15 protein-coding genes are annotated in these 16610 nt (G+C 68.1%); 6 read left to right on the forward strand and 9 right to left on the reverse strand.

Translation table 11 applies throughout. From position 1 onward, the window contains the following. Positions 1-37: 37 nt before the first annotated feature. Both ACIRD8_RS21350 and ACIRD8_RS21355 read right to left on the reverse strand, forming a co-directional pair. Positions 38-1417 (reverse strand): serine hydrolase domain-containing protein, encoded by a 1380-nt coding sequence (locus tag ACIRD8_RS21350; RefSeq protein ID WP_403993671.1) that lies wholly within the window; start codon positions 1415-1417, stop codon positions 38-40. A gap of 51 nt (positions 1418-1468) precedes the next feature. Further along, positions 1469-2065 carry an ArsR/SmtB family transcription factor gene (locus ACIRD8_RS21355; protein ID WP_403993674.1) on the reverse strand — a complete coding sequence of 199 codons (597 nt, stop codon included), beginning with the start codon at positions 2063-2065 and terminating at the stop codon, positions 1469-1471. Between the two features lie 97 nt (positions 2066-2162). Between ACIRD8_RS21355 and def the strand changes: the two genes are divergently transcribed. Continuing rightward, complete coding sequence (def, locus tag ACIRD8_RS21360; RefSeq protein WP_403993677.1) at positions 2163-2822, forward strand: peptide deformylase; 660 nt, start codon at positions 2163-2165, stop codon at positions 2820-2822. A gap of 76 nt (positions 2823-2898) precedes the next feature. Here the strand turns inward: def and dnaB are convergent, their stop codons facing one another. Further along, complete coding sequence (gene dnaB / locus ACIRD8_RS21365) at positions 2899-4356, reverse strand: replicative DNA helicase (protein WP_356709443.1); 1458 nt, start codon at positions 4354-4356, stop codon at positions 2899-2901. Between the two features lie 476 nt (positions 4357-4832). On the opposite strand from dnaB, the gene ACIRD8_RS21370 reads away from it, so the two are divergent. Continuing rightward, a complete protein-coding gene (locus tag ACIRD8_RS21370; protein ID WP_403993679.1) occupies positions 4833-6170 on the forward strand; it encodes an MATE family efflux transporter in 1338 nt (445 codons plus the stop codon). A 146-nt stretch (positions 6171-6316) separates the two neighbouring features. On the opposite strand, the gene rplI is transcribed toward ACIRD8_RS21370, so the two are convergent. The 4 genes from rplI to rpsF form a co-directional block, all read right to left on the reverse strand. Further along, positions 6317-6763: a 50S ribosomal protein L9 gene (gene rplI, locus ACIRD8_RS21375; protein ID WP_387398385.1), complete on the reverse strand. Its 447-nt coding sequence runs from the start codon at positions 6761-6763 to the stop codon at positions 6317-6319. 18 nt (positions 6764-6781) lie between these two features. Next, positions 6782-7018 (reverse strand): 30S ribosomal protein S18, encoded by a 237-nt coding sequence (gene rpsR / locus ACIRD8_RS21380; RefSeq protein WP_003967857.1) that lies wholly within the window; start codon positions 7016-7018, stop codon positions 6782-6784. Between the two features lie 43 nt (positions 7019-7061). Beyond that, a complete protein-coding gene (locus ACIRD8_RS21385; RefSeq protein WP_403993682.1) occupies positions 7062-7682 on the reverse strand; it encodes a single-stranded DNA-binding protein in 621 nt (206 codons plus the stop codon). Between the two features lie 71 nt (positions 7683-7753). Beyond that, a complete protein-coding gene (gene rpsF / locus ACIRD8_RS21390) occupies positions 7754-8044 on the reverse strand; it encodes a 30S ribosomal protein S6 (RefSeq protein ID WP_006604399.1) in 291 nt (96 codons plus the stop codon). A gap of 286 nt (positions 8045-8330) precedes the next feature. On the opposite strand from rpsF, the gene ACIRD8_RS21395 reads away from it, so the two are divergent. The 3 genes from ACIRD8_RS21395 (at position 8331) to ACIRD8_RS21405 (ending at position 11098) form a co-directional block, all read left to right on the forward strand. Then, the gene (locus ACIRD8_RS21395) at positions 8331-8687 is read left to right on the forward strand and encodes a hypothetical protein (RefSeq protein ID WP_403993684.1); all 357 of its coding nucleotides are present in this window, start codon (positions 8331-8333) and stop codon (positions 8685-8687) included. Positions 8688-8872: 185 nt separating this feature from the next. After that, complete coding sequence (locus ACIRD8_RS21400) at positions 8873-9991, forward strand: peptidoglycan bridge formation glycyltransferase FemA/FemB family protein (RefSeq protein WP_033296787.1); 1119 nt, start codon at positions 8873-8875, stop codon at positions 9989-9991. Positions 9992-10066: 75 nt separating this feature from the next. After that, positions 10067-11098 (forward strand): alanine racemase, encoded by a 1032-nt coding sequence (locus tag ACIRD8_RS21405; RefSeq protein ID WP_403993687.1) that lies wholly within the window; start codon positions 10067-10069, stop codon positions 11096-11098. 35 nt (positions 11099-11133) lie between these two features. On the opposite strand, the gene ACIRD8_RS21410 is transcribed toward ACIRD8_RS21405, so the two are convergent. Both ACIRD8_RS21410 and ACIRD8_RS21415 read right to left on the reverse strand, forming a co-directional pair. Continuing rightward, positions 11134-12639: a glycosyltransferase family 87 protein gene (locus ACIRD8_RS21410; RefSeq protein WP_403993689.1), complete on the reverse strand. Its 1506-nt coding sequence runs from the start codon at positions 12637-12639 to the stop codon at positions 11134-11136. A 194-nt stretch (positions 12640-12833) separates the two neighbouring features. Next, entirely contained in the window at positions 12834-15143 is a 2310-nt protein-coding gene (locus ACIRD8_RS21415; protein WP_403994159.1) for a transglycosylase domain-containing protein, read from the reverse strand. A 762-nt stretch (positions 15144-15905) separates the two neighbouring features. On the opposite strand from ACIRD8_RS21415, the gene ACIRD8_RS21420 reads away from it, so the two are divergent. Next, on the forward strand, positions 15906-16607 hold the full coding sequence (locus ACIRD8_RS21420) for a PadR family transcriptional regulator (protein ID WP_099173258.1): 702 nt from the start codon (positions 15906-15908) through the stop codon (positions 16605-16607). The last annotated feature ends 3 nt before the right edge of the window (positions 16608-16610 follow it).

A 16610-nucleotide genomic window follows, 5' to 3' on the forward strand; every position in this document is an offset into this window, starting at 1 on the left:
CCGAACGTGTTTCACGTGAAACGCCCGCCCCCGCTCATCAGAGGGCGAGTCCTCGCCAGCCGCCCTCGTCCACGCCACCCGGAATGGCCGCACTCCGGTCGTACGGCTCTCGGGTGAAGACGAAGGATCCCAGGTCGAGATGGTCCACCGTGCCGTCATCGGCGCGCACGACCCTGAGCGTCTCCCCCGCGTAGTAGCCGTTGAGACCGGTCCAGGTTCCGTCGGGGCGTGCCTGGAACCGGGCGCTGCGGCCGGCACCCCGCAACGGCTGGAGTTCGATACCCCCGTCCGCGAGCAGCTTCAGGGCGTGGACCTGCGTGCCCCAGTACCAGGGCCCGGTCAGCGCCAGCAGCTCTTGGTCGACCTCCGGCAGCGGGCGCCAGGGCTCGGGAATCCTCGGCTCGGCGTCGGCGACGATCTGCAGGAGATCGGCGGCGACCGTACCGACCAAGGGGCCGGAGGTGGCATTCGAGAGCACCACGGCCGCGACGTCGTCCTCGACACTGAACCACAGCGTGGCAAGGAAGCCGGGGAGCGATCCCGAGTGGCCGAGGAGCGTGCGGCCCCCGCGCCGAACAGCCTGAAGGCCGAGACCGTACGTTCCGGCCCAGTCACCCGCTTCGGGCGGAGCCGCGGGAGCACGCATCTCCGCGACCGAGGAAGCGCGTAGCACCCGATCGTCGCCCTGTGCCAGGAAGGCCGCGAAGCGAAGCAGGTCGGTGGTCGTCGACCAGAGCTGACCGGCCGGTGCCATCAGTCCGAGGTCCTCGGCCGGTTCGGGCAGCATGACGTCCGCCCACGGATGGACGGCCCAGCCGCCCGCGTGCGGGGCACTCGCCTGCGGAGCCGTACGGTCCATCCCCAGCGGCTCCAGGATCTCCCGGTGCAGCACCTCGGCCCAGGAGTCGCCGCGCAGCCTCTCCACGAGCGAGCCGAGCAGTGTGTAACCCGGGTTCGAGTAATGGTGCCGGTGGCCGGACGGGTGGACCGCGGGCCGCTCGCCGAGCACATCCGACAGCTCAGGACGCGTGGCGCCCGGCGTCCTCTCCCACCAGGGAGCAGGAGTCTCGGCCCCCAGGCCGCCGCTGTGGCCCAGCAGTTGGAAGACGGTCAGCTGCCCGGCAGCCGTGCCCTGAAGATGCTTCTCCAGCGGGTCGTCCAGATCCAGCAGCCCTTCGTCGCGCAGCCGCATCACCAGCACAGCGGTGAACGTCTTGGTGATGGAGCCGATCCTGAACTGCGTATCACGGTCGGGCTCATGGCCGTCCACACAGCTACGGGCGCCGCTCCAGGCGATCTGCCCGTCCCTCTGCACCGCGGCAACGAGAGAAGGGGTCCGGCCTTCGGACTGCGCGGTGGCGACACGGTGCAACAGAGCGCGCCGGGTACTGGGGAGCAGATTTTCGGAAGAGGTCATGCTCCAGCATGACCCGTGCCTCGGGGCCTGACGAACCAATTCTGCGGCTTCTCAGTCGCGTTCCGCCCCGTCCGCCGGGTGGGGCAGCAAAGGGAACAGCCGGGTGATGAGAGCCACCGGCCGGGCCCCGTCGGGCCGGGCCAGAGGGCGCTGTTCACGGTCCTGGTAGGGAGCGAGCGCCCGTCGCACCACCTCCGCGACCTGGCCCATCTCCTCGGGTGTCAGATAGGCGACCGCACTGAATGCTTCGTCGTGGCGCCACTCCGACGGCGCCTCGTCCCGCTGGGTCAGCCATCGCTGCCAGCTCTCGTCCTCAAGCCCTCGGGCCAGGTCGCCGAACTGCTCCTCCGTGGCCCCACTGGCAGCCGGGTCACCGGCAGCCAGGTCGGGCCGGCTCAGACGCCAGGGGCGTACGCGGCCTCCGCTGTGGGGCGCCTCCTCGATGTATCCATGGCGCGCGAGCTGCCGCAGGTGGAAGGAGCAGAGCCCGGAGCTGTGGCCCAGGCGGGCAGCGGCTTCCGTCGCCGTGACGGTCCCGACTTCGGCGAGCAGCTCCAGGAGGGCCGTGCGGACCTCGTGCTCGCGCAGCTCTTCTCCGGCGCCGCGGCCTGTCCGCCCGTGCGGGGTGGTGAGGTCATCTTCAGTCACTTTGCAAACTCTGCTACTTTGCAAAGAGCTTGGCAAGCACCAGTAGCAGCAGTCCCTGGTGTACGCAGAACCTGCTTACGCAGAAGAGGAGCTGGCCATGTCCGTGCGGCACGAGCGGTCCCGTCCCGTCGACCGGCGGGTCCATGTGATGGGCCGGCCCGTCGACTCGTATCCGGACCTGCCGCCCGAGGCCCGGCGGGGATCGGTGCGCCGGGTCACGGTTGTGGGAGAGGAGGTCCTGAGCCGTCCGTGCCGGGAGGTGACCGCATTCGACTCCGCCGAGCTGTCGACGTTGATCGACGACATGTTCCTGACGATGTACGTGGCCGACGGGGCCGGACTGGCCGCCAATCAGGTCGGCACCGACCTGCGGCTGTTCGTGTACGACTGTCCGGACGACCACGGGGTCCGGCATGTAGGCCACATCATCAATCCGGTGCTGGATCTGCCCGATCCGGGCAGCCGTCGGCTCCTCGACGACTTCGAGGGCTGTCTGTCCGTGCCCGGCGCCACGATGGCGGTCCCCCGTACCGATCGCGCCGTCGTCCGCGGGTTCGACAAGGACGGCCGGCCGCTCGTCGTCGAGGGACAGGGCTACTTCGCCCGGTGCCTCCAGCACGAAACCGATCACCTCGCGGGGCACACGTACCTGGACCGCCTTTCCAAGCGGGACCGCAAGGAAGCGCTGCGGCAGATGGAAGCCCGTCGTGAGGACGTCTTCGCCCGACGCGCGGACAAGGCCGCAGGCCTGGGCTGATGCCCACATAGAGAGCCGCAGGGGACACAGCCGGCGGGAGGAGGACTCCGAGTCCGGGAACCCGCGGCTCAGGACATCAGGTCTGCGCCATGTCCACGAAGCGGGAGTAGTGGCCCTGGAACGCCACGGTGATCGTCGCTGTCGGACCGTTACGGTGCTTCGCCACGATCAGGTCCGCCTCGCCCGCGCGCGGTGACTCCTTCTCGTACGCGTCCTCACGGTGCAGCAGGATCACCATGTCGGCGTCCTGCTCGATGGAGCCGGACTCACGGAGGTCGGAGACCATCGGCTTCTTGTCCGTGCGCTGTTCGGGTCCACGGTTCAGCTGGGACAGCGCGATGACCGGGAGCTCAAGCTCCTTGGCGAGCAGCTTGAGGTTTCGGGACATGTCCGAGACCTCCTGCTGGCGGCTCTCCGCCCGCTTGGCACCACCGGACTGCATCAGCTGCAGATAGTCGATGACCACGAGCTTGAGGTCGTTGCGCTGCTTGAGGCGACGGCACTTCGCCCGGATCTCCATCATCGAGAGGTTCGGCGAATCGTCGATGTAGAGCGGTGCGGCCGACACGTCCGGCATCCGGCGGGCGAGCCGCGTCCAGTCCTCGTCGGTCATGGTGCCGGAGCGCATGTGGTGGAGGGCCACCCGGGCCTCGGCGGACAGCAGACGCATCGCGATCTCGTTGCGCCCCATCTCCAGGGAGAAGATCACGCTCGGCAGATTGCTCTTGATCGAGCAGGCCCGGGCGAAGTCGAGGGCGAGGGTGGACTTACCCATGGCGGGACGGGCCGCGATGACGATCATCTGGCCGGGGTGCAGACCGTTGGTCAACGCGTCGAGATCGGTGAACCCGGTCGGCACACCGGTCATCTCGCCGCTGCGGGACCCGATGGCCTCGATCTCGTCGAGAGCACCCTCCATGATGTCGCCCAGCGGCAGGTAGTCCTCGCTGGTGCGCTGCTCCGTGACGGCGTAGATCTCGGCCTGCGCGGAGTTGACGATCTCGTCGACATCCCCGTCGGCCGCGTATCCCATCTGAGTGATCTTCGTGCCCGCCTCGACGAGGCGCCGGAGCACCGCCCGCTCGTGGACGATCTCCGCGTAGTACGAAGCGTTGGCCGCGGTCGGCACGGACTGGACCAGCGTGTGCAGATACGGAGCTCCACCGACCTTGGTGATCTCGCCGCGCTTGACCAGCTCGGCCGCCACCGTGATCGGGTCGGCCGGCTCCCCCTTGGCGTAGAGGTCGAGGATCGCCGTATAGACGGTCTCGTGGGCCGGACGGTAGAAGTCGTGGCCCTTGATGATCTCCACGACGTCCGCGATGGCGTCCTTGGAGAGCAGCATGCCGCCGAGGACGGACTGCTCGGCGTCGAGGTCCTGCGGGGGCACCCGCTCGAAGCCGGACGACCCGCCGTCCCAGCCGCTCTCCCGGCCCCTCTCGTGCTGCTCGTCGCGCCCCTTGCCCTCTCCGCGGCGCTGACGGGAAACGGGCAGGCGGTCACTGGGACCGACATCGGCCCAGGGATCGTCCAAAGGCTCGGGAATGCTCACCGGGCCACCTCCTCCCGTCCGCTTCGCGGACCTAGCCGTGCCACTCTTTCTTACGGCACGGCACCGACAAACAAGACGCCCGACTCCGCTTCCGGCGCCTCAAGTTCTGCGGACTTCCATGCCGGAACGGAGTGCGGGCGCCGCACCACGGTAGGCCTGTCCGCACCGTCAGCCAATCTGGTTATCCACAGGGCATGTGGACGACGGACCAGATGCTGTGGAGAACCCATCCGATCCTGTGCACGGACCGGGGGACAGCACTGTGGACAAACTCATACGCGACCACCAAAGAGGCGGCTGACCTGCATTTTCTCGATCCACCGGCTGTGGGGGAGAAAAACTTTTGCCCTCAGCTCAAGATCACCGCAAACGACCTCCCGGCTGACCCGGAAACCACAGCCGGGTAAGGACCTCTGCCGCATTGCATCTCTTACCTGTGGAAGATTAGATTGGCCCCCATGACCCAGGCGCACACGGCACAGCCGCCCTCCCGCCGTCGGCACGACCGCGAGATCATCGCACTCGCCGTCCCGGCCTTCGGCGCGCTCGTTGCCGAGCCCCTCTTCGTCATGGTCGACAGTGCCATCGTCGGCCATCTCGGCACTCCGCAACTGGCCGGCCTGGCGGTCGCCGCGGCCCTGCTGACGACCGCGGTGAGCGTCTTCGTCTTCCTCGCCTACGCCACCACAGCCGCGGTCGCCCGCCAGGTCGGCGCGGGAGACCTGGCATCCGCCATCCGTCAGGGAATGGACGGCATCTGGCTCGCTCTGCTGATCGGAGCCGCCGTCGTCGCTGCCGCGCTCCCCCTGGCACCGTGGCTGGTCGACATCTTCGGGGCCTCCGACACCGCCGCCCCCTACGCCACCACATATCTACGGATCTCCAGCCTCGGCATCCCCGCCATGCTCGTGGTGCTGGCGGCGACGGGTGTCCTGCGCGGGCTGCAGGACACCCGGACGCCGCTCTATGTCGCCATCGGTGGATTCGCGGCCAACGGTGCGCTCAACGTCGGGCTGGTCTACGGTGCCGGGCTCGGGATCGCAGGATCCGCTTGGGGAACCGTCATCGCCCAGGTGGGCATGGCCCTCGTCTACCTGATCGTCGTGGTCCGTGGGGCCCGCCGCCACGGGGCATCGCTGCGCCCTGATGCCGCGGGCATCCGAGCCAGCGCCCAGGCGGGCGTACCCCTGCTGATCCGCACGCTTTCGCTGAGGGCGGTCCTGATGATCGCGACCGCCGTCGCGGCCCGGCTGGGCGACACGGATGTCGCCGCGCACCAGATCATCCTGTCGCTCTGGAGCCTCACGGCCTTCGCACTCGACGCCATCGCCATCGCCGGGCAGGCCATCATCGGCCGCTATCTGGGCGCGAACGATGCCAAGGGTGCCCGCGAGGCCTGCCGCCGGATGGTTCAGTGGGGGATCGCGTCAGGAGTGGTTCTCGGGGCGGTAATCATGCTCGCCAGGCCACTCTTCGTCCCGCTGTTCACGAGTGACGCATCCGTACAGGACACCCTGCTGCCGGCGCTCCTGGTCGTCGCGCTCTCCCAGCCGATCTCCGGTGTGGTCTTCGTTCTCGACGGCGTACTCATGGGAGCAGGGGACGGCCGCTATCTCGCATGGGCCATGGTCGTGACCCTCGCTGTCTTCGCACCGGTCGCTCTCCTCGTCCCCAGCTTCGGAGGAGGGCTCACCGCTCTCTGGGGGGCGATGGCGCTGATGATGACCGTCAGGCTGGTGACGCTGTGGGTGCGCGCACGGTCCGGCCGATGGGTCGTCACCGGAGCCACCCGCTGAAGCACGCCCACCTGAGTAGCGGTCGCCTGCTCGGTTTCACGTGAAACGACGAAGGACCACACCCGCACGACGAAACGCAGCACCCGAACGACGAAGGGCCGCACCCAGGGGTGCGGCCCTTCACCTAGCTCTGCTGAGCTGTGCCCTTAGGCAGCAACGACCTCGATACCGAGCTTCGCGGCAACCTCGGGGTGCAGACGGACGGACACCTGGTGTCCGCCGAGCGTCTTGATCGGCGAGCCGAGCTCGACGCGACGCTTGTCGACGTCCGGACCACCGGCAGACTTGATCGCCGAGGCGATGTCAGCCGGGGTGACGGAACCGAAGAGGCGGCCGGCGTCGCCGGAGCGAACAGCCAGACGGACCTTCACGGTCTCGAGCTTGGCCTTGATCTCGTTGGCCTGCTCGATCGTCGCGATCTCGTGGATCTTGCGGGCGCGGCGGATCTGCGCCACGTCCTTCTCGCCACCCTTGGTCCAGCGAATGGCGAAGCCACGCGGAACCAGGTAGTTACGGGCGTACCCGTCCTTGACGTCCACGACGTCGCCGGCGGCACCGAGGCCAGTGACCTCGTGGGTGAGGATGATCTTCATGATTCGGTCACCCTTCCCTTATCGCGCGGTGGACGTGTAGGGCAGCAGCGCCATCTCACGGCTGTTCTTGACTGCCGTGGCGACGTCACGCTGGTGCTGCGTGCAGTTGCCGGTGACGCGGCGGGCACGGATCTTGCCGCGGTCGGAAATGAACTTCCGCAGCATGTTCGTGTCCTTGTAGTCCACGTACTGGGTCTTGTCCTTGCAGAACGCGCAGACCTTCTTCTTAGGCTTGCGCACAGGCGGCTTCGCCATGGTGTTTCTCCTGTGTGATCAAGAAGTGGGGTACGAGCAGCCCTTAGAAGGGAGGCTCGTCCGAGTAGCCGCCGCCGGAGCCGCCGGAACCGCCGGAGCTTCCGCCCCAGCCGCCCCCGCCGCCCTGCTGGCCCCCGCCCTGCTGGCCGCCGCCGGCCGGAGCGTTGGTGGCCCACGGGTCGTCGGCGGGAGCACCGCCGCCGCCCTGCTGGCCACCGGCACCGGGACCGCCGCCCCAGTTGCCGCCGCCCTGCTGGCCGCCGCCGTATCCACCCTGGCCACCGCCCTGGCCACCTCGACCCGTGGTCTTGGTGACCTTGGCCGTGGCGTTCTTCAGGCTGGGGCCGACTTCCTCGACGTCCAGCTCGTAGACCGTGCGCTTGACGCCCTCACGGTCCTCGTAGGACCGCTGCTTCAGCCGGCCCTGCACGACGACGCGCATGCCTCGCTGGAGCGACTCCGCGACGTTCTCCGCCGCCTGACGCCAGACCGAGCAGGTGAGGAACAGGCCTTCGCCGTCCTTCCACTCATTGGTCTGCCGGTCGAAGATGCGGGGAGTGGACGCGACACGGAACTTCGCGACCGCCGCACCGGACGGGGTGAAGCGCAGCTCGGGGTCGTCGACGAGATTGCCGACGACCGTGATGACGGTCTCGCCTGCCATGGGTGAACCTCTCGGCGGGGATTGCTTCTGGCTGCTTGCTACTCGAACCCGATGACCGCTGAGCTAGATGCTCAGTGGGTCTCGGGACGGAGGACCTTGGTCCGGAGGACCGACTCGTTCAGGTTCATCTGTCGGTCGAGCTCCTTGACGACCGCAGGCTCGGCCTGCAGGTCGATGACCGAGTAGATGCCCTCAGGCTTCTTCTTGATCTCGTAAGAGAGACGACGACGGCCCCAGGTGTCGACCTTCTCGACCTTTCCGTTGCCCTCACGGACGACGGAGAGGAAGTTCTCGATCAGCGGGGAGACTGCTCGCTCCTCGAGATCGGGGTCGAGGATGACCATCACTTCGTAGTGACGCATGTGGAACCCACCTCCTTTGGACTCAGCGGCCACGGTCGTTCCGTGGCAGGAGGGTCGTGATGCGTAAGCATCAGTGTCTCCGAGTAAAACAGCCGCCACTGACAACGCCCGTCTTCGAGAGTCGAGGGGAGCTGCAGTGCTGGCTCAAGGCAGACACCGGTGCAGACCGTACAGACTACCCGCAGACCGGCTCCCGGTTGAAATCCGGTGTTCAGGGCGCACAATCAAGACAGATGCGGTGTGAGAGGCGCTACATCGCACCGCCCTTCCCGCCAGGAGGTGCTCCATGGCTCAGACAGTCCGACCTGCCGGAAGCAGGCCCGCCCCCAGCCGGATGGCCAACCGCCGTCCGGCCACCGGGTCCCTCTTCGCCACGGACGGCAAGCCACATCCGCTGCAGGAAGCACTGATGGTGGTGACCGGGGTCCTCGGCATCCTCGCGTTCGTGACGGCGATGTTCCACAGCCTGCACCTGGTCAGCTCGTGGGCCGGGCTGATCGGGATCCTGACCGGCGCTTACGGGCAGTACATCTCCAGGACCACCTGGGAGCGCTTCGGTCTGATCATGGGGATCGGCGCTTCCGCCGTCGGCTTCTACCTCGGCATGGCGCACGGCGGTCTCTTCGGCGGCGTCATCACCTGACCGGCAGAGCCGGGGGCCGGCACGCTCGGCCCCCGGTGCGGTCCACGGGCGAGGCAGTCCCGCGCGGGCGGTGCCCGGTCCGGTCCGGACGGGGCCAGACCGGGCGCCCCTCGGTCACAGTAGGCTTCGGCGCGAGAGCCGGAGCCCCTGACCGATGGGGACACACCTGCCGAGGAGCGCCCCGCATGAGCCTGACCCTGAGGACCATCAGCCGAGAACAGCATCTGGCGTACATCCAGAGTCTGCCCTCGGCCAGTCACTGCCAGGTCCCGGCGTGGGCTGATGTGAAAACCGAATGGCGCTCGGAGAACCTGGGATGGTTCGACAAGAACGGCGAGATGGTCGGCGCCGGGCTGGTGCTCTACCGGCAGCTGCCCAAGATCAAGCGCTATCTCGCGTACCTCCCCGAGGGCCCGGTCATCAACTGGTACGCCCCGAACCTCGACGAGTGGCTCCAGCCGATGCTCGCCCACCTGAAGCAGCAGGGTGCCTTCTCGGTGAAGATGGGCCCTCCCGTGGTCATCCGCCGCTGGGACTCGGCCGCCATCAAGTCGGGTATCCAGGACCCCGACGTGAAGCGGCTGCGTGACGTCGAGGCCAGCCACATCGAGCCGCGCGCCTTCGAGGTCTCGGACCGGCTGCGGAAGATGGGCTGGCAGCAGGGCGAGGACGGCGGCGCCGGCTTCGGTGACGTCCAGCCCCGCTACGTCTTCCAGGTCCCGCTGGCCAACCGCTCCCTCGAGGACGTACTCAAGGGCTTCAACCAGCTCTGGCGGCGCAACATCAAGAAGGCCGACAAGGCCGGCGTCGAGGTGGTCCAGGGCGGCTACGAGGACCTCGCCGAATGGCAGCGGCTGTACGAGATCACCGCGGTGCGCGACCACTTCCGGCCGCGCCCCCTCTCGTACTTCCAGCGCATGTGGTCGGTGCTCAACTCCGAGGACCCCAACCGCATGCGGCTGTACTTCGCCCGGCACAACGGCGTGAACCTGTCGGCTGCCACGATGCTCGTCGTCGGCGGGCACGTCTGGTACTCCTACGGCGCCTCGGACAACATCGGGCGCGAGGTCCGGCCCTCCAACGCCATGCAGTGGCGGATGCTCCGCGACTCGTACGCGATGGGCGCGACCGTCTACGACCTGCGCGGCATCAGCGACTCGCTGGACGAGACCGACCACCTCTTCGGTCTGATCCAGTTCAAGGTCGGCACCGGCGGGGAAGCCGTCGAATACGTCGGCGAGTGGGACTTCCCCCTCAACAAGCTGCTGCACAAGGCGCTCGATATGTACATGTCGCGCCGCTGACCGCATCCCGACCACCGTCCATCAGCTCCCCCTCCTCCCTCACACCGCAGCCACCAGAAAGGTTCCGGGCCGGCCATGGCGCTCTCCCTCTACGTCGACACCGCGCGCTGGCGGGCGCACCAGAAGTCCGTGCTGGACCAGTTCCCGGACCTCGTCCCCGTCTGCAAGGGCAACGGATACGGCTTCGGACACGAGCGTCTGGCCGACGAGGCGATCCGCTTCGGGTCCGAGACCCTCGCCGTCGGGACCACGTACGAGGCCGCCCGTATCAAGGACTGGTTCAGCGGCGACCTCCTGGTGCTCACCCCCTTCCGCAGGGGCGAGGAGCCGGTGCCGCTGCCCGACCGCGTCATCCGCTCGGTCTCCTCAGTGGACGGCGTGCACGCCCTGGTGGGCGCGCGCGTGGTCATCGAGTGCATGAGCTCGATGAAGCGCCACGGCGTGAAGGAGGAGGAGCTCGGCCAGCTGCACGCGGCCATCGAGGACGTACGCCTCGAAGGATTCGCGCTGCACCTGCCACTCGACCGCACCGACGGGTCGGACGCGGTTGAGGAGGTCATCACCTGGATGGACCGTCTGCGCGCCGCCCGGCTGCCGCTGCACACCATGTTCGTCAGCCATCTGCGGGCCGAGGAACTGGCCCGGCTGCGGCAGCAGTTCCCGCAGACCCGCTTCCGCGCCCGCATCGGCACACGGCTCTGGCTCGGTGACCACGAGGCGACGGAGTACCGGGGCGCGGTGCTCGACGTCACGCGTGTCGTCAAGGGCGACCGCTTCGGCTACCGCCAGCAGAAGGCCGCGTCCGACGGGTGGCTCGTCGTCGTTGCCGGCGGGACCTCCCACGGTGTCGGCCTGGAGGCGCCGAAGGCCCTGCACGGGATGATGCCTCGTGCCAAGGGCGTGGCGCGCGCCGGGCTGGCCACGGTCAACCGCAATCTGTCGCCGTTCGTCTGGGCCGGCAAGCAGCGCTGGTTCGCCGAGCCGCCGCACATGCAGGTCTCGATCCTCTTCGTGCCCTCGGACTCCCAGGAGCCGAGGGTCGGCGACGAACTGGTGGCCCACCTGCGCCACACCACCACCCAGTTCGACCGCCTCGTGGACCGGTAGAGCCGGTCCTCACGGGCCGGTGGGCCGGCCTCCCCTCAGTCGGAGGCCGCCCTTCCGGCGGTGCCCCACTCCACCCGCGGTCCCTCGACCGCGGGTTCCGCGTGCCGGGCCGGGTGAGGGTGCACCTGCAGGAGCGCCGTCCGGTCCGGCGCCCCGTCGAGTACCCCGCCCGAAGGATCGTCGGACCCGTCCTGCCGTACGGGATCCCGCTCCGGCCGCAGGATGTCCCTGACGATCACCGCGCACATGTAGAGCGTTCCCGCCAGATGCAGGGCGATCGCGACCTGGTAGCCCTCCTGCGGCAGCCCCTGGTGCTTGTCACCGCTCGTCGTGTACGCGAGGTAGAACCAGATCCCCAGGAAGTACATGACCTCGCAGGCCTGCCAGACGAGGAAGTCCCGCCACCGGGGCCTGGCGAGCGCGGCCAGAGGGATCAGCCAGAGCACGTACTGCGGTGAGTAGACCTTGTTCGTCAGGATGAACGCGGCCACCACGAGAAACGCCAGCTGGGCGAAGCGCGGCCGGTGCCTGGCGGTGAGGGCCAGCCCGGCGATCCCGGCGCACAGCACGACCATCAGCAGCACGGAGGCCGTGTTCACCGTGGACACATCGATGGGCCGACCGGTGCGCTGGGTGATGATCAGCCAGAACGAGCCGTAGTCGATCTGCCGCTCCTGGCTGAACGTGTAGAACTTCTTCCACCCCTCCGGGGCGTACAGCATCACCGGCAGGTTCACGACCAGCCAGGCCGCCGCCGCACCGAGGAGCGCCGATCCGTACTCCCGCCACTTCCCGGCGCGCCAGCACAGCACCAACAGGGGCCCGAGGAGCAGTACGGGATAGAGCTTGGCGGCGGTCGCGAGGCCGATGAGGATGCCGAAGGCGAGGCTCCTGCCGCGCGACCACATGAGCATCGCCGCGGCCGTCAGCGCGACGGCGAGCAGGTCCCAGTTGATCGTCGCGGTGAGCGCGAGGGCGGGGGCGAGCGCCACCAGCAGGCCGTCCCAGGGGCGGCGCCGGTGCGTACGGGCGACGCACACCGCGAGGATCACCGCGCAGATCATCAGCATGCCCGCGTTGACCATCCAGTACATCTGCTCGCGCTGCTGTGCGGGGTCCGAGGACGGGGTCAGCGTCAGCCAGGACGCGATCTGCATGAAGAGACCGGTCAGGACGGGGTACTCCAGGTACGCCATGTCGCCGCTCAGCCGGTCGACGTACGGCACGAGGCCGTCGGCGAAGCCGCGTCCGACGTAGAGGTGCGGGATGTCGGAGTAGCAGGCGTGCGTGTACTGCGAGCTGGTCCCGCGGAACCAGGCCCAGTCGTAGCAGGGGATCTTCTGCACCATGCCGAGCGCGAACATCCCGATCGCCACGAGCACGATGACGCGCACCGGTGTGAGCGGCCCCGATCCGAAACGTGCCCAGCGGCCCGCGGGCCCGCCGATCAGTTCGCTGCCCGCCGCGGCGATCTCGTCCTGTCGCGTGGGCGGTACGACGGACGGCTCCTGGTGCACGCTCGTGTCTTCTGCGCTTGGCATGCCGCACATCCTGCCGTACGGCGCTGTGTGCGGGCGTGGGCCTCGTCCGGGACACACGAAAGGGCCGTCACACACGAAAGGGCCGTCCGGCACCTGGCGGGTGCAGACAGCCCTCGTACGCGTGCCCGGCGGGCCCTCAGGGCCCCCGGAGGGCGCGTGGTGCGGGTTGTCCGGCCCACGCGCCCCGGGTGGTGCTATCCGCCGCCGCCGAAGATCCCGCCGCGGCTGTTCTCCTCGCCCTCGGTCGACCCGTCGGTCGTTCCGTCGGTCGTTCCGGTGTCCGTCCCGCCGTTCGTGGCCCCGGTGTCCGTCCCACCGTCGGTGGACCCGTCCGTGGTCCCCCCGTTGTCGTTACCGGTGGTGGTCCCGCCGTTCTGGTTGTTCCTGCACTCCCAGTCGAGCGGCGCACACGTGTCGCTCGGCGAGGGGGACGGGGACGACGGGGTGGCAGACGGCGTCGGCTCCGCGCTGGACTCCGAGGGCGAAGGCGTCGGGCTCGGCGTGGGGCTGGGGCTGACCGCGCCGCCGCCGAAGACGGTGTCGCCGTACGGCTCGGGCTTCGGGAAGCTGACGACCTTCATGCCCTTCGTCGCGTCGGTCATGTAGTCGTGCCAGATCTGCGCCGGGAACGAGGCACCGTGGATCGACTTCTCACCGCCCGTGCCGTACATCTCCAGGAACTTGCGGTCCTTCTTCGTCTCGTCGTCGTCCATCCGGAACATGCTGACGGCCGTCGAGATCTGCGGGGTGTAGCCGACGAACCAGGCCGACTTGTTGCCGTCCGTGGTACCGGTCTTACCGGCCACATCGCGGCCCGGCAGCTGGGCGGGTGTACCCGTGCCGTTCTCGACGACGTTCTTCAGCACGTCGGTGACGTTGTCCGCGACGACGCTGGGGAACGCGGGTTTGGTCTCCGTCTTGTGCTGGTAGATGACCTCGCCCTCGTGCTTGACCTCGGTGACCGAGAAGGGCTCCCGCTGCTTACCGCTGGTCGCGAAGGTGGCGTACGCGCCGGCCATCCGGATGGCGCTCGGCGAGGACGTCCCGATGGAGAACGAGGGGACGTTCGCGTTCGCCATGTAGTCGTCGTCGCGCAGCCCCGCGGACATGGCGGCCTGCTTCACCTTGTCGGTGCCGACGTCCATGCCGAGCTGGACGTACGGGGAGTTCGCCGACTCCTGCATGGCGGTCCGGAGGGTGATGTCTCCGTAGCTGTGGTCGCCGTCGTTGGTCTGGAGCCACTCCTTGCCGTCATCGTTCATCCAGACGTCGCCGTTGTACTGGTTGATCTTCAGCTTGTTGTCGCCGTTGTAGATGCTCTTCGGGGAGACGGGCGTACGCTCCGACTCGCTCTGGTCCGGGTCGCCCTCGGGGTCGCGCTTCCCGTACTGCATGGCGGCCGCCAGCACGAACGGCTTGAACGTCGAACCGACCTGCGCACCGGTCGCGTCGGCGTTGTTGGTGTAGTGCTTCGTCGCGTCCTGACCGCCGTACGTGGCGAGGATGGCGCCCGTCTTGGTGTCCACCGACGCTCCGCCGAACTCGACATGCGTGTCCTTGTCCGGGCGCTCCTTCTCGTCGATCTTGGCTTTGTAGACCTTCGTGATCGACTTCTCGAGCTGGGTGACCTTCTTCTTGTCGAAGGTCGTGTGGATCTCGTAGCCGCCCCGGGAGAGTTCCTTCTCGGTGACGCCGTCCTCGTTGTGCGCGAGGAAGTACTTCGTGGCGAGGTCGACCAGGTAGCCGGTCTGGCCCCCCAGCTTGGCGTCCTTCTTCGGAGGATCCGGCATGGGGAACTCGGTGAACGTGGCGCGCTTGGCCGCGCTCAGCCGTTTGTCCTTGACCTCCTCGTCGAGGATCCACTTCCAGCGTGCCTTGGCACGCCGGGTGTTCTCCTTGGCGGAGGCCTTCACCGGGTCGACGTCGGGGGCGCCTGCCGGGTCGTAGTAGCTCGCGCCCTTGAGCAGCGTCGCCAGGAAGGCGCACTCGCTCTCGTCCAGGTCCGTGGCGTCCTTGCCGTAATAGGCACGCGCCGCCGCCTGGAGACCCGATGCACCCCGGCCGTAGTAGGAGACGTTGAGGTACCCCTCCATGACCTTCTTCTTGCCCACCGTCTCGCCGACCTTGAGCGTGATGAAGAGTTCCTTGAACTTCCGGCTCAGGGTCTGGTCCTGGGACAGCATGGAGTTCTTCACGTACTGCTGGGTGATCGTGGAGCCGCCCTGGGTCTCACCTCCCCGGGCCATGTTGTAGAAGGCGCGGGCGATACCCATGGGGTCGATGCCCCTGTCGTGCTCGAACGATTTGTTCTCGGCCGAGATGACGGCGTTGCGCATCGCTTCGGGGATCTGGGCGTACTCGATCTCCTGGCGGTTGACCGAACCGCCCGTGGCGACCATCTGAGTGTTGTCGGCCCAGTAGTAGACGTTGTTCTGCGCGGTGGCGAGTTTATTGACCTCGGGCGGCACGACCAGCGCGTACGCGATGCCGGCCGCCCCCATCATCAGACCCAGGAAGCCCAGGCACAGACCGGAGACCAGCTTCCACGACGGGACCCAGCGGCGGACGCCGTACTTACCGGCCCGCGGGTAGTCGATGAAGCGCTTCTTACCGGCGTCCACGCGGCCCCGCCCGCGGCCTTCGTGACCGCTGCCGTCGCCACCTCCCCGCCGCCGGCCGCCCCCGCCCCGCTGGGCGGCTCGACGGGCCTCGGCGCGGCCGCCGTACGACGGCTCCTCGCCGTGCGCTCCGGAAGGTGATCCTTGCGTTGCTCTGCGTGACGCATCGGTGCGGCGTCCAGAAGGCTGCTGGGCGGCTCGTCTGGCCGCTGCGCGCCCGCCACCTTGCGGTTGCGGCGCTTTGCGACGGTGCTCGCTCATCGAACGACTACTCCTCGGGCAGGCGAGAGCGCCTGGAAGCGGCAGTTGAGATCCGGTCCCCCCGAATTACGGACAAGCCCTGCGGAAGGCTCACCCGCAGTACATCCGGCAGTCCGCGATAACGGACGCTCGGCGTCGTCTCACGGTTCCCGGTGGTCTGCATGCCGCACAGACTACGCACGGTCAAAAACCTCCGGGGACCGAACTTCACCCCAAATTACGCAAGTCACTCCCTATGAATCCGGGATGTGACGCCGCTCACTAAGCCTCCCCTTGTCGTACATCACGAGTCGATCTATCGTGCTGATGTATCGAGTCGATACATCAGCACGGCATAAGGTGGGCCCGACAGGCCCGTGGAAGCACCGGACGGAAGAGGAGGCGAAGGTGAGCAGACGCTCCGGCATCCTCGAATTCGCCGTACTCGGCCTGCTCCGCGAGTCACCCATGCACGGGTATGAGCTGCGCAAGCGCCTCAACACCTCGCTGGGGATCTTCCGCGCCTTCAGCTACGGCACCCTCTACCCCTGCCTCAAGACGCTGGTCGCCAACGGCTGGTTGATCGAGGAACCGGGAAGCGTTCCGGCACTGCCCCCTGCCACCGGACGTGGGGTCGCTCCCGCGTCCTCCCTGGCCGGCCGCCGCGCCAAGATCGTCTACCGGTTGACGGCAGAAGGTAAGGAGCACTTCGAGGAGCTGCTCTCGCACACCGGTCCGGACTCCTGGGAGGACGAGCATTTCGCCGCTCGTTTCGCCTTCTTCGGGCAGACGGAGCGCGAAGTGCGGATGCGCGTCCTCGAAGGCCGCCGCAGCAGGCTGGAGGAGCGCCTCGAGAAGATGCGCGCCTCCCTCGCCCGCACCCGTGAACGACTCGATGACTACACGCTTGAGCTGCAGCGACACGGCATGGAGTCCGTGGAGCGCGAAGTGCGCTGGCTGAACGAGCTCATCGAGAGCGAGCGGTCGGGACGGGATCAGCGACGATCCTCGCCCGAGAGCTCCACTCAGCACGACACATCAGGAGAGACGGGCGGCCTGCCCCGGCACCGAGACGACACCCGGCCGGATCCGTCCGACGACACCAAGTGACAT

It is taken from the genome of Streptomyces sp. NPDC102451, from assembly GCF_044765485.1.
Lineage (GTDB): Bacteria > Actinomycetota > Actinomycetes > Streptomycetales > Streptomycetaceae > Streptomyces.

Bases quoted from the DNA above. Each gene is read 5' to 3' on its own strand.
- ACIRD8_RS21350 (WP_403993671.1), bottom strand. From the start codon at position 1,417: ATGACCTCTTCCGAAAATCTGCTCCCCAGTACCCGGCGCGCTCTGTTG.
- def (WP_403993677.1), top strand. From the start codon at position 2,163: ATGTCCGTGCGGCACGAGCGGTCCCGTCCCGTCGACCGGCGGGTCCAT.
- ACIRD8_RS21370 (WP_403993679.1), top strand. From the start codon at position 4,833: ATGACCCAGGCGCACACGGCACAGCCGCCCTCCCGCCGTCGGCACGAC.
- rplI (WP_387398385.1), bottom strand. From the start codon at position 6,763: ATGAAGATCATCCTCACCCACGAGGTCACTGGCCTCGGTGCCGCCGGC.
- rpsR (WP_003967857.1), bottom strand. From the start codon at position 7,018: ATGGCGAAGCCGCCTGTGCGCAAGCCTAAGAAGAAGGTCTGCGCGTTC.
- ACIRD8_RS21385 (WP_403993682.1), bottom strand. From the start codon at position 7,682: ATGGCAGGCGAGACCGTCATCACGGTCGTCGGCAATCTCGTCGACGAC.
- rpsF (WP_006604399.1), bottom strand. From the start codon at position 8,044: ATGCGTCACTACGAAGTGATGGTCATCCTCGACCCCGATCTCGAGGAG.
- ACIRD8_RS21395 (WP_403993684.1), top strand. From the start codon at position 8,331: ATGGCTCAGACAGTCCGACCTGCCGGAAGCAGGCCCGCCCCCAGCCGG.
- ACIRD8_RS21400 (WP_033296787.1), top strand. From the start codon at position 8,873: ATGAGCCTGACCCTGAGGACCATCAGCCGAGAACAGCATCTGGCGTAC.
- ACIRD8_RS21405 (WP_403993687.1), top strand. From the start codon at position 10,067: ATGGCGCTCTCCCTCTACGTCGACACCGCGCGCTGGCGGGCGCACCAG.
- ACIRD8_RS21410 (WP_403993689.1), bottom strand. From the start codon at position 12,639: ATGCCAAGCGCAGAAGACACGAGCGTGCACCAGGAGCCGTCCGTCGTA.
- ACIRD8_RS21415 (WP_403994159.1), bottom strand. From the start codon at position 15,143: ATGATGGGGGCGGCCGGCATCGCGTACGCGCTGGTCGTGCCGCCCGAG.